The following is a 25411-nucleotide window of genomic DNA, read 5'->3' on the forward strand; positions in this document are numbered from 1 at the left end:
TCTTTTTTTGTTATACCATATCATCGCCTGTTTTCTTAAACGTAACGCGGATTGTTTTATGGAAAGGAATAAAACGAGAAATCACAGCTATGACAACAGATATAACCAACAAATAACCCAGAATCTCTTTCAGTGCCAGCAACAGGCTTTGTTGTTGTAACATATTATATAAGGAGTTGGTTGCCAACTGCGCAGCCTCATCATACGGATGTCCCTGTGTCATCGCATTGTTCAGCGACTGGCTATAGCGTGCTGACGACAATGGATCAGTAGCAGTTATAGTCTCCGACAAAGAATACATATATTTTTGTTGCAGTCGATACAGTACATTACTATAAAAAGAAGTCGCCATGATAGGTGCCAGCACGGAACGGAAAATAATCAGGAAGAAAGCATTCGACAATAAGTATTTCGGATTCAAGTCTTCCACGGCAAACAGGGCAAAAGCAATAATCAAAGTCAACATACCCAAACCACGAAAGAAGATAGGCAGGTAGAGCATCTCATATGTACTATCCGGAGAAATGCCAAAATACAAAATGGCAAAGAAAATCACAAAGCAACTCATTCCTCCCGCTATCAGAAAACGGAAACGCCACCGTTGCCAGCGAAACCACCAAAAACAAATAAAGGCGCCGACTACATATCCCGGAAGCAAATAAATATAAAGAGAATAGGTATGCGTAGTATCTACTTTCAGAATAACAGTCAGATAGTTAGTCAGCAAAGTGGTTGATGTACTGAAAAACATCACGAGCATCATATAAAAATAGCCCACAATTGCTTTGGGTTGGAACAAAGGAGCCAGACTTACATAAGGATTCTCCAAACGGCTCTGATACCAGATGAACAGCGCAATCAGCATAGGTGCTATTACAATATAAATACATATCTTACCGGAAGCCATCCAATCGAGCACTTTGCCATAATTGATAACGTACATCAACATCAGCAACCCGGCCGAAATAACAAACATCTCACGGATATGCAGATCAGACCATGCGACAGCTTTTATGGGACGATTATGCCGGAAACAGATGATAACAAACAGAATGGAAATCAAGATCAATACCATCATAAAGTAGTACATATACTTCCAGTTATAATGATACGCCAGTAAAGCCGTTACCAGCATCGAAGCTTGTCCCCCACCGTAAACCAACGGATAAAAATAAGAATAGAACTCGCTACGCACATTCTTCGGACTGAAAATCTTCTGGGCATAACGAATAAACCACAACATAAGAAACCCTTTCAAGAAACCGACAGCAAAACTACAGACAATCAAAATATCTGCGTTTTGCGTACGTGCACAAACCCAACTCAAGAAGAATTGCAGTACTAAATCAATCAATAACAGAGATTTCACGGAAAAGGCTGCCAACACCTTAGGAATAATCGGGTATGCGATAGCCATACCTGCCGAAGCAGCGTAATACCCCATCGTAATATCTTCCGAATTAGTACCCAGCGTGTTCGACACTTCCAGCATACTGCCTGTATACGAGCCATTGAGCATAGTGACCGGAAGAATCACGATGAAAATGCTGATAAGTCCAAGCCAATCGGGCACCCATTGACGAACAGGTGCCTCCAATTCCTTCATGGTAATCATTTGCGTAAAGCTTCTGTTTCCACCATCATCCCGGCTCTCAACTGTGCCATTTCTTCCGGAGAAACATCTTCCAAGTCGATACGCACAGGGATTCGCTGCTGCACCTTTACAAAATTGCCGGCAGAATTATCTGTAGGAACCAAGGAATATTTAGACCCGGTTGCCTCGGAAATTGCAGTGACTTCCCCGTGAAAAATCTTTCCGGGCACTGCGTCTACTTTAATACGCACCTGCTGGCCAATATAGATATTAGCAATCTGCGTTTCTTTATAATTAGCGGTAATCCACTTGTCCTTGTTACGCACCAAATAAGAAATAGTCTGTCCGGTCTGCACATATTGACCGGGTTCAAGCGTACGCCTACCCATATATCCATCATAAGGAGCAGTGAGAACCGTATAAGACAGATTCAGCTTAGCCAAATCCAGGTCTGCTTCTTTACGCAAAATGGCAGCCTCCGTACCGGTTGTTTTCTTACTTGTCTCCGCATATTGTGATAATGCCGCCTGTTTCTGTGCAACTAATGCCTGATAACGTGCCTTTGCTGCCTCATAAGCAGCTTTCGCTTGCTCATACTGCTGTTCCGGAACAGATTCTTCTTTCAACAAACGTTCAAAACGATGATAATCCTGTTCCAATTGCCAAAGTTTCGCTTTCGCTTCAGCGATGTTGGCATCCTGTACGGCAATATTCGTATGGGAAGTTTCAATACCCGAATGAAGAACATCCTGCGAGCCATGTGCATCCAACAATGCAGCTTCCGCTTCCTTTACCTTAATCTGATATTCACGATTGTCAAGCACCAGCAGAGTATCTCCCTGATGGACATATTGATGTTCCTTAAAACGAACCTCCTTGATATAGCCCGAAGCCCGGCCATTCAAAGGAGCCACATATTGATCTACAAAAGCATCATTCGTCACTTCGTAATTAACGTAACGCCAAAAGTAAGTAGCAGTCCACCAAAGTCCGGAGACTGCCAAACAGATACATACCAAATTTAAAACGATATTACGAACTCTTACTTTCTTTAGTTTCTGCTGTTTCTCTTTCAATTCATTTGCCATAACAATTCCCCCATAAATCATAATTCTAAAATCATAAATCCCCACACGCCTTCCGGAGTTGATAATAAGTATAAACCACACGAGTGCGCGCAGTGACCAGCTGCAATTCTACATTCAAACGAACGGAGTTTGCATCGAGCAAATCAGTCAGGATAGCCAGCTGATTCAGGTAACGATTCTGCATGATACGATAATTCTCTTCCGCTTGCCGGACAGACAGCTTTAGAGCCTCCACTCTCTGCAACGCTTCCCGGTGGCGTAAAAATGCCGAACGTACATCCATGCGGATTCCCTGCATCTTCTGTTCCTCCTCATTTTTCCGCAAAGATACCATCAGTTTACTCTCTTTTATTTTATGGTTGTTCTTGTAAAGTGATGATAAAGGATAGGAAACCGACACACCTACATTCCAGTTATTATTATACATATCCGCCAATGTACGCGAGATGGGGCGTGCCAAGGTGTTCGATGCATAGAGCGACACACTGGGAAGAGAAAAGGACTTGACAGAGCGGATCTCATTTCTTGCCAATTCAGTTTGTGCACGAAGCAGCTTCATCGCCGGATCGTTCGCATAAGCCTGAACGATATAATCATCATACGGCTGCAAGGCAACTGCCTGATAAAGAATAGTGGTATCGGGTTTTAATAATAAATTCTCATCCTGTCCCAATAAGATATCGAGCTGCTGCGATACAAGCGCAATGCTGTTTTCCACTTCCTGTAGAGACAAGCGATCATTAGTCAGCTGCATTTCACTCCGCAACACATCATTGTTCGTTATCAAACCCTCCTTTTTCATCCGCCGTATATCGTGCAGCCGAAGTTCTGACTCCTCAATATTCCGCGCCAGTACTTCATGCTGCTTAAACAGACTAAACAGATTCATATACTGATTCAATAACCTTAGCTTTATTTCCGCCTGATCGGTCAATGTCTGTAGTTTGGCAACTTGCTTTTCTATATCCGCCTTATGAATAGCACTTCGGATTTTGCCACCCTGATAGAGAGGCTGCGCCAAATCAATCGCATAGTTTTGTGACCAGTCCGGTGCTTCCGGATAGACAGGATCGGATAATCCCCGTTCCCAAACGACGGGTTGTCCTACAAATCCCCCTTTCAGTCCAATCTGCAGTTCCGGCAACTGCGCAGAACGTGCGGTTCGCGTCCGCTCCTGCGCCATGGACTCTCTCATTGCGTCTGCCTGAAGTTGCAGGCTATGCTGCACTCCCCTTTCAAAAAGCTGATCGACGGTAAGAAACAAAGAATCTGTTTGTGCGTTGATGGAGGAAGTGCCCAAAAGCAGGCAGGACAAAGCTGCCCCATATTTTTTATACATTTTCAAGTACATCGCATACACCTTTTAATTCAGATAACATCGTTTCAATGCTTTCTATACCAATAATCTTTTCTGCGTATACATAAACCTGATCGAGAATCGGACGGATCTGGTCTTTAAACTCCTCCCCTTCGGGAGTCAGGAATACCAGTTTATTGCGACGGTCGGCGGGATCTTCTTTACGGTAAACATACCCTTTCTTTTCCAGATTATTCATCAAATTGGTCAAACAGGCTTTATCTTTTGCAATACGTTCTGCCAGTATCTGCTGACTAATTCCCTGCTCGTGCCATAAACTACTCAATACCTGAAGCATCTCAAACGTAATTCCCGCGTTATTTTTTCTCAATGTCCGTTGCATAGACCGGCGGAAAGCCATACGGGTACGAACAATCTGCAACATGAGTTCTCTAAACTCTGCTCCTTCTCTCATTTTCTATAACCTTTTTACCTGTTTCGTTTCGGCGGCAAAGGTACATATTTCCGCCGAATTAGTCAAACATTTGACTAATTTCATTTTGACGTCCTGCTCATATAATTCCTGAACGTTCGTTTATTTATTCATTAAATCACTATATATTAACATCTTATCATAAAATCCTATTCTTTATTATCAAAATATCCAAGCAAAAAGTTTGTTCATCTGAAATCTTTTGTTTTACTTTGCACTACAAAGTACTTTTTATATGAATAAAGATAAAGCATTAGAATCGGTAAATGAGATAAAAGAGTTGATGGAAAAGTCCTCAAAGTTTATCTCTCTAAGTGGTCTCGCTGCAATCATGGCGGGCATTTACGCATTAGCTGGGGCATATATCGCCACAGAAGTTATTACACCGGGCACTCATTTAATTGTTGCCCTTGAATTAATGGCTATAATAGCCGCGCTCGTATTGGTAGCCGCGGCGGTCACAGCCTGCATCCTGTCCTATTACAAATCCAAGAAGACAGGACAGAAATTTTTCAGCCGCCTCACTTACCGGGCATTATGGAATTTCTCTCTTCCGATGCTGACCGGAGGTGTTTTATGTATTTCCATCCTTATGCACGAGTATTATGACATCCTGGCTTCCGTGATGCTTTTATTTTACGGGCTGGCATTGGTCAATGTTTCCAAGTTTACTTATTCCAGTATCGTATGGCTAGGCTATGCCTTCATTTGTCTGGGCGTTGTAGACTGTTTTTGGGAAGGTCATTCACTACTGTTCTGGACCATCGGTTTCGGCGGTTTCCACATCCTCTATGGTATATTGTTCTATTTACACTACGAAAGAAAAAGATCCTAAATGATAGAAGCATTCCAATATATTAATAAAGCATTCGAAAGCAAGGTCCGACTAGGCATCATGGCTATTCTGATGGTAAATGAGGAAGCTGATTTCAATTTTCTGAAAGAACAGCTCTCTCTGACCGACGGTAATCTTGCCAGCCATACTCGTGCCCTGGAAGAACTGGGATATATCGTATGCAACAAAAGTTTTGTCGGACGAAAGCCACGGACTGTTTTTCAGGCAACCCTGCAAGGCAGAGAAGCTTTCAAATCGCATATTGAAGCCTTAGAGAAATTTCTAAAATCAAAATAAATAATTCATCAAAACACTACTGGCTTATGGACGCTTTCAATGAAAATTCAAATGAGCAACAGGCACAGCAACCTATGGGATGCCTCCACCGTTTCTCCAAAACAATCAAGGTTGTCATCATCGGATTATTAATCCTTCTCCTGATGATACCCATGTTCATGATTGAGAATCTTATTTCCGAACGGGGACGAACCCAGGAAGAAGCTATCGACGAGGTAAGTGAAAAATGGAGTCTTGCACAGACCATCACTGGCCCCTACCTGAATCTACAGTATCCGGTTGTCACTGAAAACAACGGCGAGAAGAAAGTTTCCATCAAAGACCTGATACTTTTCCCCGACGAACTTACGATCAACGGGCAACTGAAGACTGAAATCCTGAAAAGAAGTATCTACGAGGTCAACGTATATCAATCGGAACTGACATTGAAAGGGTCATTCAGTTCGGAAGAATTGAAAAAGAGCAGAATAGATATGGAACAGCTGCAGTTTGACAGGGCAGCTATTTGCCTGAATCTGACCGACATGCGTGGCATCAGCGAACAAATCAGCATCACTTTGGGAGATTCAGTTTACATCTTCGAGCCGGGTATGGACAACAGAGGCATAGATAATACCGGAGTTCATGCGATCGCTAATTTGTCGGAGTTGAAGCAGAATAAAAAACTGCCTTATGAAATTAAAATCAAACTGAAAGGTTCACAGTCACTCAACTTTATTCCGTTGGGTAAAACAACCCGTGTAGATCTGAAAGCCAACTGGAATACACCGAGCTTTACCGGAAACTATCTGCCTAACAACCGGAATATTACGGAGAAGGAATTTTCCGCGCAATGGCAGGTTTTAAACTTGAACCGGAATTATTCGCAGGTGATGGCTGACTACAACACCTCGAACATCAAAGATATTGAAAACTCCAGTTTCGGTGTGAATTTCAAAATTCCGGTGGAACAGTACCAGCAGTCCATGCGCTCCGCAAAGTATGCCATTCTGATTATCCTACTGACTTTCGGAGTGATCTTCTTCACTGAAATCATGAACAAGACCCGTATTCATGCTTTGCAGTATTTATTGGTAGGGCTGGCTCTCTGTCTATTCTACAGCCTGCTCCTCTCCTTCTCCGAGCACGTCGGTTTCAACCCGGCCTATTTGTTATCTTCTGCACTGACTATTATACTGGTAGGCGGCTATATGTTCGGAATTACCAAGAAAAAGAAACCGTCATTAATCATGTCCGGTCTATTGGCTATACTCTATATTTACATCTTTGTTCTTATCCAGCTGGAGACTTTCGCATTATTGGCAGGCAGCTTAGGACTGTTTATCATTCTGGCAATAGTGATGTATTTTTCAAAGAAAATAGACTGGTTTAATGAATAATCGGCTTTTCTATTGAAACGCTTGACAAATGGCTTTTTATTTTGTATCTTTGAGAAAACAAAAGCAATAAGAGAAATGAAAAATCTAGGAAAAATAGAGACATAAAGGACCTTTAAACTGATACATTTTAGTATTAGTACAGATATATCATAGGGCAATGATCTAACGATCATTGCCCTATTTTGTTTATATTTTTACTTAACTCATTCTATAGAATCTCTAAAAATGCTCAAAATAGTTTTTAATAAACTCTGATACCGTTTATAATAAACTATCAAAAAGTTTATTATAAACCGAAATTACGTTTATTAAGAACATAGTCTTTAATTGTAAAAATAACAAACGTGTTTCATACAATAGAAGACTACAAATAAGCGAGTTTATTTATACAGTAATATAAATATACACATTCCTTATTTCATCCAAACAATCGGATAACCTAAGTCTCTTTTGATAGCTTCCATTTCTGCACTGTGCCACATTTCATGTTTAAAGCTCCACGACAATGCTTCATATTTAGTTTCCGCAACAGGATGTTCAAACGGAAGAGGTTGCAAGCACTCTGCCAAAACATCATCATTCAGAGTTTCCAGATTTTCGATACAGATCTGATGAACTATTTCCATTTGTTCTCTCAATTCAGCAACAGAAATCAAGCCCTTTTCTATGGAACGATGTAATGTCCCCATGCCATTAAACATTCTATTATATTTTTGGATAGGCACTAATCGTCCTACCCTTTCGTTCACCCCGGTAATAGCTGTCAGTGTATGGAAATTCTGCGAAACAAGCAGATGTCCCACTTGCCAGATAAAGTTAGAATCTGTTCCTTCAGGAATAACATACCACAAATCTTCCGGCAATTCAGACATCAAACGATTCACAAATGTGCGAGCTTCTACAATCTGCTCCTTTAAAAAGTCAATTTTACTCATAACTATATGTTTTTAAATTATACATATAGTTAGTGGAAAGGTAAATGAGCTTTGTGACAACTTACTGCAAGAATTTCTCCCAATAATTTTTCCTCGGCAGTTCTTTTTCAAACTTCCTGTATAAATCGGCAAGCCTCATCATTCGTTGCACCATTGCATATTCTTTATCCATATCAATAGAATATACCGGTTTGCAAATACGGCATTTACAAGCACCATCGGGATTATACAACGGGCAAGTATCATTCATGAAAGCTGTGATTTTCTGAATGGAACGATTATAGACTTGCCGTACATTACTTTCTTTCCATTCCATGATTTCGCCAATCTGCCGATAAGGCAACCCGATGTTTTCTCTAAAGATAAAAATCAGACGAGCATCATTATTCAGACAATGATTTAAAGCGGTAATACACCAGTCGCACCTTTCTTTAATCCATTCCCGCTTCGCTTCTTCCCCACCGGAATATCCGATTTCCGGCAACGAACGGAAATATTCGATTTCCGACATTTTCACCTGCTTTTCACATGCTGCATATCTGCCAATAGTGCGACGAGCGACAGTATATATCCATGTAGAAATCTCCGAATCACCTTTAAAGCCACTGAAGCTTTTACAAAGTTCATACCACACTTCCTGTGCCGCTTCACGAGCGATTTCTTTATTCTGAATCATCCGGTGAGCAATTGTGGAAATCATATTTCCATATTCTTTCACCAAATAATTGATATCTATTTCCATCATCACACACTACAATGTTTTCTTCAAATATATCATATCCACTAACTGCATATCATCCTCATACATCGGATGATCGTAGTTATCTGTAAAGAAATTCTTTATCCGGTGGGAAATCGCAAAACTGCAATGTTCATAGAAAGATCTGGAAGAAGGCACATCTCCTGTACCCACCAACATTTCAGAACACTTCCCCTGATAATATTCAAATAAAAACTCTATTAAACGTTTTCCGTACCCCTGTCGTTGGAAGAAAGGAACAGTAGCAATATTCTTGATTTCATAAATACCTTCCCCTTCACGAGTCACTACACAAAGAGCTTTCAATCCGTTATCATAAAGAACGAACATATCGCCGCGCTCCAAATACCGGTCAATCATACTTTCCTGTTCATCAGCCAAGAGTAATAATTCGAGAAATTCTTTTTTATCTGAAGTTACTAGCTTTATCTCCATATTATCTATTTTATCATAAAATAAAAATGTTACCGACTCATTTGTCTATGGTCCAAAATAGTATCCATATTCTCCAAAGCCCATCCCACCAGTCCTTCAATATGAGGAATCAAAGTGCCACCCGTATCTGTCAGACAATACTCCACACGGGGAGGTACTTCAGCATATACTTTCCGTTCAACCAATCCATCTGATTCCAGAGTACGCAATGTTACAGTCAACATTCTTTGTGAAACATCTTCTATCGTTTTATGAATATCACTAAAACGCATGGTGCCGTTTGCGTTCAGCGTAATAAGCACCAGCATCGACCACTTGTCTCCCAAGCGGCTAAGCACATCTCTTATCGGACAATTTCCTATCGGATGAAAGTTTTTCATTCTTTAACGTTTTGTATTTTATTGAGTTCCAACAATAGTTATCTCTATGTAACTTCCTTATTTTCAAGTACGTTATTGCATTTCTCAAACTAGAAAGATACATTTGCATCACAAAAGTAATAAACTTACTAATAATAACTATTGTTTCATTTAAATAATTATGATTATGGCAAAGAAAGTTGCAGTTTTAGCAGTGAATCCGGTAAATGGTTGTGGATTATTCCAATATTTGGAAGCGTTTTTCGAGAATGGCATTTCATATAAAGTATTTGCCGTATCGGATACGAAGGAGATTAAAACAAATTCAGGAATCAGCCTGACAGCAGACGATGTGATCGCTAATTTGAAGGGACACGAAGATGAATTCGATGCACTCGTTTTCTCTTGTGGGGATGCAGTACCTGTATTTCAGCAGAATGCCGATAAACCCTATAACGTAGATTTGATGCAAGTCATTAAAACTTTCGGAGCTAAAGGGAAAATGATGATCGGACATTGTGCCGGTGCAATGATGTTTGACTTTACCGGAATTACCAAAGGGAAGAAAGTAGCAGTTCACCCATTAGCTAAACCAGCTATTCAAAACGGAACAGCTACCGATAAGAAATCAGAGATAGATGGCAACTTTTTTACTGCTCAAGATGAAAACACCATTTGGACAATGATGCCACAGGTTATCGAAGCATTAAAATAATGTTTGCAACGTAGATATAAAACAATAAATATAAACATTATTATATTAATCTACGCATCCGAAGATGAAAAAGCACGTTCCTTTAAAAGCAACAGTGTGTTTCTCGGTGTACAACGGGTCGTTTCTTTTAAAGGAACGACCCGTTGGTTTTAAAGGAAAAATGTACATTTATTGCGCATTAATAATCAATCACTTACAGATTCAAAAAATTCAAAGACCGACTAACTTCCCCAATCATTATTCAATTCAATAAATCCGCACAAGTGTTCACTCCTTTATTTCTCAAATGATTATTGTTAGTTAACTAAAATCCAAGGGAAATATCATATATCACATTCTCTTTTCGTACCAAGAAAAAGAAAAACGGAACATTACAAAAAATCTGAAACAGCGTTCATCATTTTTTAAAAGTCCGTATATTAGCAGCTTGAAGACTTGAAAGAGATAAACAGCATACTCCTTCCGAGTTTAAATAACCAAACAAGATGCCTAAAACAATATGATTAGAGAAAGAGAGAATTACAATGCATTTTTACTTCATTTTTTAGAAAGACTGAATAGCTGTGACTCTATTGAGAAAAAAATCACAGAATCACTTACGGATATTTGCGAATACTATGGCTTTAAAAGAGGATTCATTTATCAAACTGACGGATTTCGCTACTTCTATCTAAAGGAAACTGTCGGAAATAACGACAACGTTTTGCGACAACGTTTTGAAATCAGCGAAATGACCAATCAACATGTTGTCCGTGCAAATGGAAAGAACAAACCTTTTTATGCTTGCAGAAACCAAAATACTTCTTGGGATGATGTAGACATCGTGGATTTCTATAAAGTCGATTCATTACTAATCCGGCAAATTCAAGACTCCGAAGGAAAAATTATCGGATTCATCGGATTTGGAGACAGAGAACATGCAATATCTTTCACCGATGAAGAACTGCAAATGATTCATCTCATTTTAGGCTCCCTCTCCAAGGAAATAGCAGTGCGGGAATATAAAGAAAGAGAAGTACGGGCGAGCAAGACGTTAAGCAGCATCATGAATAATATGGGAGTTGACATATATGTAAATTCTTTCGATTCTCATGATATGTTATATGCCAATGAATCGATGGCTGCTCCTTACGGAGGCATCGAACATTTTGAAGGAAAAAAATGCTGGCAAGCTCTTTATAAAGATAAAACCGGAGAATGTGAGTTCTGTCCTAAAAAACATTTGATTGACGAAAATGGACAACCTACCAAAGTCTACTCCTGGGATTATCAACGCCCGTTTGACAAATGTTGGTTCCGGGTATTCAGTGCAGCATTCGCCTGGATAGACGGACAGATGGCACACGTGATTACCAGCGTTGATATTGACCACCAAAAAACAATAGAAGAAGAACTAAGGATAGCCAAAGAAAAAGCGGAAAACCTGGACCGCTTAAAATCAGCCTTCCTCGCCAATATGAGTCATGAAATCCGTACTCCGCTCAATGCGATTGTCGGCTTTGCCAGTTTACTGGTCGAATCGGATGACAAAAAGGAACGTCAGGATTATGTCGATATCATGCAAGAAAACACCGAACTTCTTTTACAACTGATATCCGACATTCTCGACTTATCAAAAATAGAAGCTGGAACACTCGACTTCACCATGGATTATCTGGACATTAAGAGCTTCTGTGAAGATATTATACGCAATTATGATATAAAAGAAGATAAGCCGGTACCAGTTTTACTAGCCCCCACCCTACCCAATTTTTATATCTATACTGACAAGAAACGCCTGATGCAGGTTATCACAAACTTTATCAACAATGCCCTCAAATTTACAAATAAGGGACAGATTCTTCTTGAATATCATCTGAAAGAAGATACCTGTGAAATTGAATTTTCCGTAGCTGATACAGGAATGGGGATTGAACCGGACAAAGTAGACCGGGTATTCGACCGCTTTGTGAAACTCAATTCATTCTCAAAAGGCACAGGCTTAGGGCTGTCTATTTGCAGGAGCATTATCGAACATCTCGGCGGCACTATTGGAGTGGAATCCGAGATGGGAACCGGCTCGCGTTTTTGGTTTACTCATCCCTACAAAAGCGTATCCCTATAAAATTGAATAAAAAGCCCGTTAATCAGAAAAAGACCTGAAGTCTTTTTTTCATTCATTTTTTATGGTCAGAATCAAGTTTAATTCATTTATTATTAATACTTTTGCCAATGCATAAACTTAATAAGCCACCAGAAAATTAAATAAAAAATGACAACTCTTTTTCAAACCCAAATAATTAACTCATATATAATAAAATTATTTTTGTCTTTCTGTCTATTAGCTTTTTCCTACATATCACCGATTCTAGCTCAAAAAGATTCAGTGAACTCGTCAAATTATCTTTTAATCATTAATTCATATACAGAAGCAGCTCCCTGGAGCTTCAGAATGATTTCAGCCATTACCGAATATGCCCAGAATTCGCCTCAATTAGCACTCTATACCGAACACATGAACATGCTAATGATGGACACAGACTCCACTTTGAATGAATTCAGACAGGCAGTTCTGGAAAAATACAAGCGACATTCTCCGCGTATGTTGATATTACTCGGAAACTCCAGCATGATATTACGGGACGACTTCAGAAAGATGTGGGGAAATATTCCGATTATACTATGTGCTGAAGAAGATTACATCGGCCCGAAGGAATTTTATCTCCAAAAGAAGCCTGTTGAGTTGACTGCAAGAACCCCGATTGCAGATATGGCGCAGCCTTACAATCTCACTTTCCTACATTCCAATTTCTATATTAAAGAAAATATAGACCTGATTTGCCGAATGACTCCCGATATTAAAAATTTCATATTTATCGGTGATGAACGGCAAAACAACCAGACTTACAATATGGTTATCAAACAAGAATTGAAAAAGAGCCATCCCGACATCAATTATCAATTCATATCGCCCCGGAAGATGCAAACCAATCATTTGCTGGACACCCTTTACACCGTTGATCCTAAAACAACAGGAATACTTTTCTCTTCATGGTTTTACAAACACACCTTTGCCGGCAACACCTCGCTAGTTACAAATTCACACCTGTTAGTCTCAACGACTTCCGCACCTCTGTTCAGCCTTGGGATGATGACAATCAAGGACAACGCAGGAGGAATAATTGGCGGATACATCTACGATCAACATGCATACAGCCAGAAAATCATACAAACGATCCAATCAATATTGAATGGCAAACAAGCATCCGAGATACCTTTTTACGAGCCTTCAGATGCCGCTCCGACTATCAACTACAATGTTTTGCTACGTAAAGGAATGTCGCCATACTTATGTCCCCCGGGCACTATTTTCTTTAACAAGCCGCCTACGTTTTGGGAACAGTACGGATACTTTATTTTAGGAACCATAGTCTGCTTCATACTGCTTGCCCTATTCTTCCAATACCGCATCAGTCATCTGAATAAGCTCAAGAAAATACAACAGAAAGAGATTGACACAATGACTTCTTACAAAAACCTGATTAACAATATGCCTATATTGTATATGCAAGAAGAGTTAATCATGAATGAAGAAGGCACTCCGATAGAACTTGTATACCGGAATGTCAACGCTCATTTCGAGAAAAGTTTCTTCCGTAAAGAAGATGTAGTAGGCAAGAAAGCCAGTGAAATATTCCCTGAATCCATGCCGGAGTTCCTGCATTTCACCAAAATGTCACTTGCGGAAAACAAGGCTATCACTTTCCCCTATTATTTCAAACAGATAGACACCTTCTATGATGTAGTACTAAAAGGAACTCACCACAACAATATTGTCGATATTTTCTGCCTGGACAGCACCGAACTACACAAAGCACAACAAAAACTAAGTGCTACCAACAATAAACTGGCAATGGCACTGGACGTAGCCAATATCGTGCCTTGGAAATGGGATTTGCGAAGCAAAACCATACTTTGCGACATCAATAGGCCTATTGAGCTTAGCACAAACGATAAAGACGTGAATGAAGAACAATTGGCAGTGCCCGATTCCCAATATTTCTCAAAGATATTCAAAGAAGACCGTAAACGGGTAGAAAAAGCCTATGATGACCTGATAGAAGGGCGATCGGATAAAGTCAGGGAAGAATATCGGGTTATCAATGTACAGAATAACATTCACAGAATCGAATGGGTGGAAGCTCAAGCCGCTGTAGAGACCCGTGACGAAAACGGCAAGCCGCTCACCCTGGTCGGTTCTTCACAAGTCATCACCACACGGAAAAAGATGGAAATGGAATTGACCACAGCCAGAGACCGGGCAGAAGAATCCAATCGTCTGAAGTCTGCCTTCCTCGCCAATATGAGCCATGAAATCCGTACTCCCCTCAACGCTATTGTCGGTTTCTCCGGCATATTGGCTTCAACAGACGAGGAAGAGGAAAAGCAGGAATATGTGAGCATCATTGAAAACAATAATACCTTGTTATTACAATTAATCAGCGACATTCTTGATTTATCAAAGATTGAAGCCGGAACATTGGAATTTCAATATTCCAACATAGACTTGAACAAAATGCTGAACGAGTTAACGAGCTCATTACAATTAAAAATAAAATCTGAAAAAGTACAGCTAACCTGCCATCTGGCAGAGAAAAATTGCTTTATCCATACAGAGAAGAACAGGCTGTCACAATTGCTCATCAACCTGATAAGTAATGCCATCAAATTCACCACTGAAGGATACATTCGTTTTGGCTATGAACTCCGCGGCAAAGAGATCTATTTTTATGTCAGCGATACTGGCTGTGGCATTCCCAAAGACAAGCAAAAGAGCATTTTCGGACGCTTCGTCAAATTAAATAGTTTCGAACAAGGCACTGGCCTGGGACTTTCTATCTGCCAGACTCTGGTAGAACACATGGGAGGTACCATCGGAGTAGACTCGGAAGAGGGCAAAGGCTCAACATTCTGGTTCACGCTGCCATATAAAGCCGCAATAGCCGTAGAAGAAAGCATAAAAAAAGAGGAAATTCAGCCGATAAGTATAGAAAAAAACAAGTTTACCATTCTGATTGCCGAGGATAATGAAAGTAACTACAAACTGTTCGCATCCATACTAAAGGGAGAGTATCAATTAATTCATGCCTGGGATGGACAAGAGGCGGTGGAAATGTTCAAGCAATATAATCCGCAGATTATATTGATGGACATCAATATGCCGGTCATGGACGGTTACGAGGCAACTAAAGAAATACGCAAATATTCTGCCAAGGTACCTATTATCGCCATTACGGCTTTTGCCTATGCTTCGGATGAACAACGGGTGATGGAAAGCGGTTTTGACGGCTATATGCCTAAACCTATCAATGCCCGCCTGTTGAAAGCACAACTGACGGAAATCATGCAGAAGCGTATTATTTTACTTTAAGAGACAGAGAACCAAAAGCAAAAAACGAATATCTACATATTCCATTTATGACTGAAGAAAAAATACATAAAAACCGCACCGGAAGTTGGTGGGCATTAAGTCCGTTGCTCGTATTCTTATGCCTTTACCTGGTAACTTCCATTCTTGTCAACGACTTTTATAAAGTGCCTATCACGGTGGCTTTCCTTGTTTCTTCCTGCTACGCCATTGCTATTACCAAAGGATTGAAACTAGACCAACGCATCTATCAGTTCTCCGTGGGAGCTGCCAATAAAAATATCCTCCTGATGATATGGATATTCATTCTTGCCGGAGCCTTTGCTCATAGTGCGAAACAAATGGGAGCAATCGATGCCACTGTCAATCTGACACTGCATATTCTGCCGGATAACCTGTTACTGGCAGGCATCTTCATTGCCGCCTGTTTCATCTCTTTATCCATCGGAACCAGCGTAGGAACTATCGTCGCCCTTACTCCCGTTGCCGTAGGACTGGCAGAAAAGACAGAAATAGCTCTCCCCTTTATGGTAGCCGTCGTAGTAGGCGGTTCTTTTTTCGGAGACAACTTATCTTTTATCTCCGACACCACCATCGCTTCGACAAAAACCCAGGAATGTGTAATGCGCGATAAATTCCGTGTAAATTCTATGATTGTCGTCCCGGCAGCCATCATTGTGTTGGGAATTTACATATTTCAGGGACTATTCATTACCGCTCCCGCCCAAACACAGACCATTGAATGGATCAAAGTTATACCTTATATAATAGTATTAGGAACAGCCATTGCCGGAATGAACGTGATGCTCGTACTCATAATAGGTATATTGACAAGTGGCATCATTGGCATCGCGACCGGCAGCTTTGGAATTTTCGACTGGTTTGGTGCCATGGGAATGGGAATTACAGGAATGGGAGAACTGATTATTATCACTCTATTGGCCGGAGGGATGCTCGAAACCATCCGTTATAACGGTGGTATCGATTTCATTATCCGGAAACTCACCCGCCACGTCAATGGTAAAAGAGGAGCCGAACTAAGCATTGCCGCCCTGGTAAGTATCGCCAACTTATGTACAGCCAACAACACGATTGCCATTATAACAACAGGACCGATTGCCAAAGATATTGCCGTGAAATTCCATCTCGACCGAAGAAAAACAGCCAGTATCCTCGATACTTTCTCCTGCCTGATACAAGGGATTATTCCATACGGAGCGCAGATGCTGATTGCAGCGGGACTTGCCAGTATCTCCCCCATCAGTATCATCGGAAATCTCTACTATCCGTTTACAATGGGAGCATGCGCCCTGCTAGCAATTTTGTTCCGCTATCCGAAACGGTATTCGTAAAAAAGATGCGAAATGTTTGTCAATCAAAAGAAAAGCCGTATCTTTGTGCCCGCTATTACGAGATAATAGTATAATTCAAATCAATCATTAAAAACAATTATTTAAAATGGCAACTAGAATCAGATTGCAGAGACACGGACGTAAAAGTTACGCGTTCTATTCAATTGTAATTGCAGACAGCAGAGCACCACGTGATGGTAAATTTATTGAGAAGATTGGTACTTACAACCCTAACACCAATCCTGCTACAGTAGATTTGAATTTCGACGCTGCATTGGCATGGGTACTGAAAGGTGCACAACCAAGTGACACTGTACGTAACATTCTTTCTCGTGAAGGAGTTTACATGAAGAAACATCTTCTGGGCGGTGTAGCAAAAGGCGCATTCGGAGAAGCAGAAGCAGAAGCTAAATTTGAAGCTTGGAAAAACAACAAACAGTCAGGTTTGGCTACTTTGAAAGCTAAACAAGACGAAGCTAAGAAAGCTGAAGCTAAAGCACGTCTGGAAGCAGAAAAGAAAATCAACGAAGTGAAAGCAAAAGCACTCGCTGAAAAGAAAGCTGCTGAAGCTGCTGAAAAAGCTGCTGCTGAAGCACCTGCAGAAGAAGCTGCCGCAGCTCCGGCTGAAGAAGCTCCTGCAACAGAAGCTGCTGCTGAATAAATTTCAGCAGATTCCGAACAAGAAATCAGGAAAAGCTATAAATCCTCTCCGGTCCGCCGGAGGGGATTTTTTTATTGTTTTCTGCTATAAAACATATCAAATTATTTATTCCGTTCAGAATAAAATGCCTTTCTTTGCATCAGCATAGTTCAGCATAGTGTTATTTATTTTTCGAATATGAAACGAATTGATAAAAAGGCAACATTCGGACAACAGGCAAGCAAGGTTACGCAACTAGCGGACGCACTTAGCCAGGCGATTTCCAGAAAAGAATTTCTTGAAGGAGATTCTTTGCCTTCCATCAATCAGTTGAGTGCTCAATACGGAGTATCACGCGACACCGTTTTCAAGGCTTTCCTTGATTTACGCGAACGAGGCTTGATCGACTCCACTCCCGGCAAGGGTTATTATGTGACGAGCCAGGTGACCAATGTCTTATTGCTGCTCGACCAATATACTCCTTTCAAAGAAGCCTTATATAACAGTTTCGTCAGACATCTGCCTATCAACTATAAGGTAGACTTATTATTTCATCAATACAACGAACGGTTGTTCAATACGATCCTCCGGGAATCCATCGGGAAATACAACAAATACATCGTGATGAATTTCGATAACGAAAAATTCAGCACTGTTCTCAATAAAATTAATCCTTCAAGATTACTACTCCTTGATTTCGGCAAATTCGAAAAAGAAAAGTATTCATATATCTGCCAGGATTTTGATGAATTTTTCTATCAGGCATTGAATCTGCTCAAGGAAAGATTGAAGAACTATCACCAGCTCGTTTTTTTGTTTCCCAAAAGCCTGAAACATCCCCAAAGCAGTAAGGTGTATTTTACCCGTTTCTGTCAGGAGCAAGGATTCCTCTGTGAAATACAGGAGGATATTGAGAATCTGATCGTACGTAAGGGAGTTGCCTATATCGCCATCAAGCAACAAGATGTAGTAAAAGTGGTGAAACAAGGAAGATTGGAAGGGCTGAAATGCGGAAAAGATTTCGGTCTGTTAGCGTATAATGATATTCCTTCCTACGAAGTGATTGACGAAGGAATAACCTCATTGAGTATTGATTGGGAAATGATGGGAAACGAAGCGGCCAATTTCGTTCTTAATAATGTACCGGTTCAGAAGTTCTTACCAACGGAAGTAAGGCTTCGAAAGTCACTTTAATTTTTTTTTTGCGAAGACATCAGCACAGTTCAGCACAGATATTAATTAATCCTTTAATAGATAGAAACCATGAAAAAGTATCCGAAAATCGGGATTCGTCCCACAATCGATGGTCGCCAGGGTGGCGTTCGCGAAAGCCTTGAAGAGAAAACAATGAATTTAGCAAAAGCAGTAGCCGAGTTAATCAGCAGCAACCTGAAAAACGGTGATGGCAGTCCGGTAGAATGTGTTATAGCCGATAGCACGATCGGACGCGTAGCCGAAAGTGCCGCTTGTGCGGAAAAGTTTGAAAGAGAAGGGGTCGGCTCTACCATTACCGTCACTTCTTGCTGGTGCTATGGTGCTGAAACGATGGATATGAACCCGCATTATCCGAAAGCTGTCTGGGGATTCAACGGCACAGAACGTCCGGGAGCTGTATACCTTGCTGCCGTACTTGCCGGACACGCACAAAAAGGCCTTCCCGCATTCGGTATCTACGGACGCGACGTTCAAGATCTGGACGATAATACAATCCCTGAAGATGTATCGGAAAAGATTCTTCGTTTTGCACGCGCTGCACAGGCAGTAGCTACGATGAGAGGCAAATCTTACCTGTCAATGGGTAGTGTATCTATGGGTATCGCCGGTTCTATCGTTAATCCTGATTTCTTCCAAGAGTATTTGGGAATGCGTAATGAGTCAATAGACCTCACAGAAATCATCCGTCGAATGGACGAAGGCATCTATGACCACGAAGAATACGCCAAAGCCATGGCCTGGACTGAAAAAAATTGCAAGACAAACGAAGGTGAAGACTTCAAGAACCGTCCTGAAAAACGTAAAACCCGTGAACAGAAAGATGCTGATTGGGAATTCATTGTAAAGATGACGATTATCATGCGCGACTTGATGACCGGAAATCCCAAATTGAAAGAAATGGGATTCAAGGAAGAGGCTTTGGGACACAATGCCATTGCAGCCGGTTTCCAGGGACAACGCCAATGGACAGACTTCTATCCTAACGGTGACTATCCGGAAGCTTTACTCAATACCTCTTTTGACTGGAATGGTATCCGTGAAGCATTTGTGGTAGCTACCGAAAATGATGCCTGCAACGGTGTAGCCATGTTGTTCGGACATCTATTGACCAACCGTGCACAAATATTCTCCGACGTACGTACTTACTGGAGTCCTGAAGCCGTGAAACGTGTAACCGGCAAAGAGTTGAGCGGATTGGCAGCAAACGGTATCATCCATCTTATCAATTCCGGTGCAACGACTCTCGACGGTTCCGGCCAATCATTAGACGCAGCAGGCAATCCGGTTATGAAAGAACCATGGAACCTGACGGACGCTGATGTAGAGAACTGTCTCAAAGCAACGACCTGGTATCCGGCAGACCGTGACTACTTCCGTGGGGGTGGCTTCTCGTCCAACTTCCTGTCAAAAGGCGGAATGCCTGTTACCATGATGCGCCTCAACCTGATTAAAGGCTTAGGCCCTGTCCTGCAAATCGCAGAAGGTTGGACAGTGGAAATTGATCCGGAAATCCATCAGAAACTCAATATGCGTACAGACCCGACATGGCCTACCACCTGGTTTGTGCCCCGTTTGTGTGATAAACCGGCTTTCAAAGACGTATATTCAGTCATGAATAACTGGGGAGCCAATCATGGCGCCATCAGCTATGGACACATCGGCCAGGACTTAATCACTCTTGCTTCCATGCTCCGCATCCCGGTATGCATGCACAATGTAGAAGAAGATCAGATGTTCCGCCCGGCTGCCTGGAATGCTTTCGGCATGGACAAAGAAGGATCAGATTACAGAGCTTGTGCAACTTATGGTCCTATTTATAAATAAACAAGTTTTTTTCGTCCTGTATAAATAAATATTTTAACTTTGCCGTTCGTAGGGACGGGGTCCTCCACCCGACACATAACAAATGTCGGGATAGCCCCGCCCCCTACAGCGACTTAAATAAGTAAGACTATGATTACTAACGAACATATTGAACAGTTCATTGCACAAGCACATCGTTACGGGGATGCAAAGTTAATGCTTTGCAGCAGCGGTAACCTTTCCTGGAGAATCGGCGAAGAAGCATTGATTTCCGGTACGGGTTCCTGGGTTCCCACACTTGGCAAAGAAAAGGTTTCAATCTGCCATATTGCCAGCGGCATTCCTGCCAATGGTGTAAAACCTTCTATGGAAAGTACATTCCATTTGGGTATTCTCCGTGAACGTCTGGACGTCAATGTCGTTCTCCATTTCCAATCGGAATATGCCACCGCTGTCTCCTGCATGAAGAACAAGCCGGCAAATTTCAACGTAACAGCAGAAATTCCTTGCCATGTAGGTTCAGAAATACCTGTGATTCCGTATTATCGTCCCGGCTCACCGGAACTGGCGAAAGCCGTGGTAGAAGCCATGCAAAAGCATAACTCGGTTTTACTGACCAACCACGGACAAGTGGTGTGCGGAAAAGACTTCGACCAAGTATATGAACGGGCTACTTTTTTCGAAATGGCTTGTCGCATCATTGTTCAATCCGGCGGTGATTATTCAGTGCTCACACCGGCAGAAATTGAAGACCTGGAAATCTACGTATTAGGAAAGAAAACCAACTAATATCCAGGCATATTACCATGAAAGATACCATCAAACATACTTATTTAGCAGCAGACTTCGGAGGCGGCAGCGGGCGAATCATCGCCGGCTTTCTTCTTAACGGCAGGCTGGAATTGGAAGAGATATACCGCTTCTCCAACCGGCAGGTCAAACTAGGCAATCATATTTACTGGGACTTCCCGGCTCTGTTCGAAGATATGAAAACCGGACTAAAACTGGCTGCACAAAAAGGATATGCCGTAAAAGGTATTGGTATTGACACTTGGGGAGTGGATTTCGGACTGATTGACAAACATGGAAACCTATTAGGAAATCCAGTCTGTTACCGGGATGCAAGAACAGAGGGAATGCCGGCAGAAGTATTCAAGTGCATGGATGAACATCGACATTATGCCGAAACCGGTATTCAGGTGATGCCTATCAATACGCTGTTTCAACTTTACAGCATGAAGCAAAATCAAGATGCACAGTTGGAAGTTGCCCGGCAACTTTTATTCATGCCCGATCTCTTCAGTTATTTCCTGACAGGGGTAGCCAATAATGAATATTGTATCGCCTCCACCTCTGAATTACTCAACGCCAAATCACGCAACTGGTCATTCGATACCATACATAGCTTAGGTCTTCCCGAACATCTGTTCGGTAAAATCATTCTTCCCGGAACAATCAGAGGCACTCTGAAAGAGGATATTGCACGCGAAACCGGACTGGGTGCCGTAGACGTTATTGCCGTAGGTTCACATGATACAGCCAGTGCCGTAGCTGCTGTTCCTGCTGCAGAAAGTCCTATCGCTTTCCTTAGTTCCGGCACTTGGTCGTTACTGGGAGTTGAAGTGGACGAACCCATATTAACGGAAGAAGCAAGAAAAGCTCAATTCACCAATGAAGGAGGTGTAGACGGCAAAATCCGTTTCCTCCAGAATATAACAGGATTATGGATTCTGCAACGCTTGATGAGCGAGTGGAAAGCGTGTGGCGAGGAACAAGATTATGATATAATCATCCCGCAAGCAGCCGAAGCCGAGATTGATACAATCATCCCTGTAGACGACACCATATTCATGAATCCGGAAAATATGGAGAACGCGCTTATTCATTATTGCCGGAATCATGCTTTGCAAATTCCCCAAAACAAGGCAGAGACTGTACGATGTGTGCTCCAGTCATTAGCTTTCAGATATCGGCTGGCTGTGGAACAGCTCAACCGTTGCCTCCCCGCTCCAATCCGTCAGTTAAATATCATCGGAGGAGGATCACAAAATAAGTTGCTCAACCAACTGACAGCTGACGAACTCGGTATTCCTGTTTATGCAGGTCCGGTGGAAGCCACTGCAATGGGAAACATCCTGACGCAGGCAATGGCTAAAGGAGAAATTGCCGATCTTCGTGAATTGCGGGAAATTGTCACTCGCAGCGTTACACCACAAGTATATTATCCTAAAAAATAAAAGTATATGGAAACATCTAAAACCGGTTATCAGGTTCAATCTTATGACGTTCCCGTCAAACGATATTGCCAAACCCTTGATTTACGCGATTCTCCGGAACTAATCGCCGAATATCGGAAAAGACATAGCCAGGCGGAAGCATGGCCGGAAATTCTTGCCGGTATCCGGGAAGTTGGCATCCTGGAAATGGAAATTTATATCCTGGGAACCCGACTGTTTATGATCGTCGAAACTCCCCTTGATTTTGACTGGGACACGGCAATGGAACGCCTGAACACCCTTCCCCGCCAACAGGAGTGGGAAGAATATATGGCTATCTTCCAACAAGCCGCACCCGGAATGAGTTCCGCCGAGAAATGGAAACCGATGGAAAGAATGTTCCATTTGTATAATACTTAAAAAAATACCAGAAACAACCATGAAACACACCAAGCAGTCCATCATTTCGAAAGATGGCATCAGTTATCTTATACCTTTTATTCTCATTACCTTCTGTTTTGCGTTATGGGGATTTGCCAATGACATTACCAATCCGATGGTAAAGGCATTCTCTAAAATCTTCCGGATGAGTGCCACCGACGGGGCATTGGTACAGGTTGCCTTCTATGGAGGCTACTTTGCAATGGCTTTCCCGGCTGCCATCTTCATCCGCAAATATTCCTACAAAGCAGGTGTTTTGTTAGGACTGGGTATGTATGCTTTCGGAGCCTTCTTATTCTTCCCCGCCAAAATGACGGGTGAGTACTATCCGTTTCTGATTGCTTATTTTATTCTGACCTGCGGATTATCTTTCCTCGAAACAAGCTGTAATCCGTATATTCTTTCCATGGGAACGGAAGAAACAGCTACCCGGCGATTGAACCTTGCACAGTCTTTCAACCCGATGGGGTCACTTCTCGGAATGTATGTAGCCATGCAGTTCATTCAAGCGAAATTGCATCCGATGTGTACCGAAGACCGCGCATTGCTTAACGACAGCGAATTTCAAGCAATCAAAGAAAGCGACCTTAGCGTCCTGATTGCTCCTTATCTCATTATCGGACTGATTATCGTAGCCATGTTGCTTCTGATACGATTCGTCAAGATGCCTAAGAATGGAGATCAGAATCATAGAATAGACTTCTTCCCTACACTGAAACGTATTTTCACCCAAACGCGTTATCGTGAAGGTGTGATTGCCCAATTTTTCTATGTAGGTGCACAAATTATGTGCTGGACTTTCATCATTCAGTATGGAACACGCTTGTTCATGTCACAAGGTATGGACGAGAAAAGTGCGGAAGTACTATCTCAACAATATAATATCATAGCAATGGTGATATTCTGTATTAGCCGTTTTATCTGTACGTTCATTCTGCGCTATCTCAATGCGGGTAAATTGCTGATGATTCTTGCTATCTTTGGAGGTATTTTCACTTTAGGTGTAATCTTCCTTCAAAATATCTTCGGAATGTATTGTCTGGTAGCAGTATCGGCTTGTATGTCATTGATGTTCCCTACCATCTACGGTATTGCCTTGAAAGGTATGGGAGATGATGCGAAGTTCGGAGCTGCCGGCCTTATTATGGCTATCCTGGGAGGTTCTGTTCTTCCACCGCTACAGGCAAGCATCATTGATTTGGAACAAATAGCGTGGTTACCGGCTGTCAATGTTTCATTTATTCTTCCGTTCATCTGTTTTCTTGTAATTATCGGCTACGGTTACCGCACAGTGAAAAGAAACTGGTAAAATACATATCTAAAAATAGTGACGGTATCACATTGGTATACCGTCACCATCTCACTCGAATAGTGACGCCATCCCTACTGGATAGCGTCACTATTTTTTTCCTTTTCACAGTTAAGAGTTCATAAAAACACAGAACTTGAAGTCGTTTTTTTAGTTTCCTTTTTCGCATACTAATCTTGGCTTCTTAGTATTGTTGAATTATTTACATACATTTGTCTCATACCAACAGACCTGATAAACCTATGAGCCAAAACCAAGACCCTATTCATCTAGCCCGCCAATTCGAAATTATATTTACCACGCACTATTCCGCTGTTAAATATTTCGCTATAAACTTGCTCAAATCTGAAGAGGACGCAGAAGATATCATTCAGGATGTGTTCGCTAAATTATGGACACAACCGGAGGTCTGGCTGGAAAACAAAGACATAGGCCAGTATATCTACGCCATGACTAAAAACACAACTTTCAATTTCATCAAACGCAAAAGACTGGAACAATCCTATCAGGAACAATTATCGCAGAAATATCTAATCGAAGACTTACTAAAATCCGAAGATACTCTCGACCCTATCTATTATAAAGAAGCACTATTAATCATCCGCCTAATTCTCGACCGCCTTCCCGAACGCCGCAGAAAAGTTTTTGAAATGAGCCGCATCAACAATATGAGTAATATGGAGATAGCACAAGCACTCAATATTTCCGTACGAACTGTGGAACACCAAATCTATCTGACCCTGCTCGAAATAAAAAAAACTATTTTTATTGCATTTTTCTTGTGTTTCTTTTAAGTAATCCCCCATTTTCGATTGTGCTAATAGTGTAACCACTAAAAAGA

Annotated in this window: 23 protein-coding genes; 15 read left to right on the forward strand and 8 right to left on the reverse strand. The window is 41.6% G+C overall.

What is annotated here, in order from left to right:
• Positions 1–10 precede the first annotated feature (10 nt).
• From KQP79_RS09625 to KQP79_RS09640, 4 genes are read right to left on the reverse strand one after another with little or no spacing between them, the layout of a single operon-like run.
• Positions 11–1615, reverse strand: coding sequence for an MFS transporter (locus KQP79_RS09625; protein WP_004308064.1), 1605 nt, complete (start codon positions 1613–1615; stop codon positions 11–13).
• Entirely contained in the window at positions 1612–2682 is a 1071-nt protein-coding gene (locus KQP79_RS09630; protein WP_022199881.1) for an HlyD family secretion protein, read from the reverse strand. The genes KQP79_RS09625 and KQP79_RS09630 overlap by 4 nt, the downstream gene beginning before the upstream one ends.
• Before the next feature lie 31 nt (positions 2683–2713).
• A complete protein-coding gene (locus tag KQP79_RS09635) occupies positions 2714–4033 on the reverse strand; it encodes a TolC family protein (protein WP_022199880.1) in 1320 nt (439 codons plus the stop codon).
• A complete protein-coding gene (locus tag KQP79_RS09640; protein WP_004308067.1) occupies positions 4014–4454 on the reverse strand; it encodes a MarR family winged helix-turn-helix transcriptional regulator in 441 nt (146 codons plus the stop codon). Before KQP79_RS09640 ends, KQP79_RS09635 begins: the two co-directional genes overlap by 20 nt.
• Before the next feature lie 253 nt (positions 4455–4707).
• On the opposite strand from KQP79_RS09640, the gene KQP79_RS09645 reads away from it, so the two are divergent.
• Genes KQP79_RS09645 through creD form a run of 3 tightly spaced genes read left to right on the forward strand, consistent with a single transcriptional unit; the run spans position 4708 to position 6983 of the window.
• A complete protein-coding gene (locus tag KQP79_RS09645; protein ID WP_004308068.1) occupies positions 4708–5307 on the forward strand; it encodes a hypothetical protein in 600 nt (199 codons plus the stop codon).
• The gene (locus tag KQP79_RS09650) at positions 5308–5604 is read left to right on the forward strand and encodes a winged helix-turn-helix domain-containing protein (protein ID WP_004308069.1); all 297 of its coding nucleotides are present in this window, start codon (positions 5308–5310) and stop codon (positions 5602–5604) included.
• A gap of 26 nt (positions 5605–5630) precedes the next feature.
• Complete coding sequence (gene creD, locus KQP79_RS09655; RefSeq protein WP_004308070.1) at positions 5631–6983, forward strand: cell envelope integrity protein CreD; 1353 nt, start codon at positions 5631–5633, stop codon at positions 6981–6983.
• A gap of 413 nt (positions 6984–7396) precedes the next feature.
• On the opposite strand, the gene KQP79_RS09660 is transcribed toward creD, so the two are convergent.
• The 4 genes from KQP79_RS09660 to KQP79_RS09675 form a co-directional block, all read right to left on the reverse strand.
• Positions 7397–7918 carry a DinB family protein gene (locus tag KQP79_RS09660; RefSeq protein WP_004308071.1) on the reverse strand — a complete coding sequence of 174 codons (522 nt, stop codon included), beginning with the start codon at positions 7916–7918 and terminating at the stop codon, positions 7397–7399.
• A 61-nt stretch (positions 7919–7979) separates the two neighbouring features.
• On the reverse strand, positions 7980–8660 hold the full coding sequence (locus KQP79_RS09665) for an RNA polymerase sigma factor (protein ID WP_032853663.1): 681 nt from the start codon (positions 8658–8660) through the stop codon (positions 7980–7982).
• A gap of 9 nt (positions 8661–8669) precedes the next feature.
• Entirely contained in the window at positions 8670–9113 is a 444-nt protein-coding gene (locus tag KQP79_RS09670; protein WP_004308073.1) for a GNAT family N-acetyltransferase, read from the reverse strand.
• A gap of 29 nt (positions 9114–9142) precedes the next feature.
• Positions 9143–9493 carry a winged helix-turn-helix transcriptional regulator gene (locus tag KQP79_RS09675; RefSeq protein WP_004300166.1) on the reverse strand — a complete coding sequence of 117 codons (351 nt, stop codon included), beginning with the start codon at positions 9491–9493 and terminating at the stop codon, positions 9143–9145.
• Between the two features lie 166 nt (positions 9494–9659).
• On the opposite strand from KQP79_RS09675, the gene KQP79_RS09680 reads away from it, so the two are divergent.
• The 12 genes from KQP79_RS09680 (at position 9660) to KQP79_RS09735 (ending at position 25364) form a co-directional block, all read left to right on the forward strand.
• Positions 9660–10187, forward strand: coding sequence for a DJ-1/PfpI family protein (locus KQP79_RS09680; RefSeq protein ID WP_032852981.1), 528 nt, complete (start codon positions 9660–9662; stop codon positions 10185–10187).
• Between the two features lie 499 nt (positions 10188–10686).
• Positions 10687–12291, forward strand: coding sequence for a GAF domain-containing sensor histidine kinase (locus tag KQP79_RS09685; protein ID WP_008651785.1), 1605 nt, complete (start codon positions 10687–10689; stop codon positions 12289–12291).
• Between the two features lie 147 nt (positions 12292–12438).
• Positions 12439–15597 (forward strand): ATP-binding protein, encoded by a 3159-nt coding sequence (locus tag KQP79_RS09690; RefSeq protein WP_061447570.1) that lies wholly within the window; start codon positions 12439–12441, stop codon positions 15595–15597.
• A gap of 47 nt (positions 15598–15644) precedes the next feature.
• A complete protein-coding gene (locus tag KQP79_RS09695) occupies positions 15645–16946 on the forward strand; it encodes a Na+/H+ antiporter NhaC family protein (protein ID WP_008651787.1) in 1302 nt (433 codons plus the stop codon).
• 106 nt (positions 16947–17052) lie between these two features.
• Positions 17053–17607, forward strand: a complete 555-nt coding sequence (locus KQP79_RS09700) for a 30S ribosomal protein S16 (protein ID WP_004300172.1) — start codon at positions 17053–17055, stop codon at positions 17605–17607.
• 177 nt (positions 17608–17784) lie between these two features.
• A complete protein-coding gene (locus KQP79_RS09705; protein ID WP_004300173.1) occupies positions 17785–18780 on the forward strand; it encodes a GntR family transcriptional regulator in 996 nt (331 codons plus the stop codon).
• Between the two features lie 69 nt (positions 18781–18849).
• On the forward strand, positions 18850–20625 hold the full coding sequence (gene fucI, locus KQP79_RS09710) for an L-fucose isomerase (RefSeq protein WP_004303845.1): 1776 nt from the start codon (positions 18850–18852) through the stop codon (positions 20623–20625).
• Positions 20626–20754: 129 nt separating this feature from the next.
• A complete protein-coding gene (locus KQP79_RS09715) occupies positions 20755–21393 on the forward strand; it encodes a class II aldolase/adducin family protein (RefSeq protein WP_004303846.1) in 639 nt (212 codons plus the stop codon).
• Between the two features lie 17 nt (positions 21394–21410).
• Positions 21411–22841: a rhamnulokinase gene (locus KQP79_RS09720; protein WP_004317804.1), complete on the forward strand. Its 1431-nt coding sequence runs from the start codon at positions 21411–21413 to the stop codon at positions 22839–22841.
• 6 nt (positions 22842–22847) lie between these two features.
• A complete protein-coding gene (locus KQP79_RS09725) occupies positions 22848–23240 on the forward strand; it encodes an L-rhamnose mutarotase (protein ID WP_004300177.1) in 393 nt (130 codons plus the stop codon).
• A 19-nt stretch (positions 23241–23259) separates the two neighbouring features.
• Positions 23260–24570 (forward strand): L-fucose:H+ symporter permease, encoded by a 1311-nt coding sequence (gene fucP, locus KQP79_RS09730; protein WP_061447569.1) that lies wholly within the window; start codon positions 23260–23262, stop codon positions 24568–24570.
• Between the two features lie 242 nt (positions 24571–24812).
• Positions 24813–25364 (forward strand): RNA polymerase sigma-70 factor, encoded by a 552-nt coding sequence (locus tag KQP79_RS09735; protein WP_061447568.1) that lies wholly within the window; start codon positions 24813–24815, stop codon positions 25362–25364.
• Positions 25365–25411 lie beyond the last annotated feature (47 nt).

It is taken from the genome of Bacteroides sp. DH3716P, assembly GCF_025914115.1.
In the GTDB taxonomy this organism is placed as follows: Bacteria; Bacteroidota; Bacteroidia; order Bacteroidales; family Bacteroidaceae; genus Bacteroides; species Bacteroides ovatus.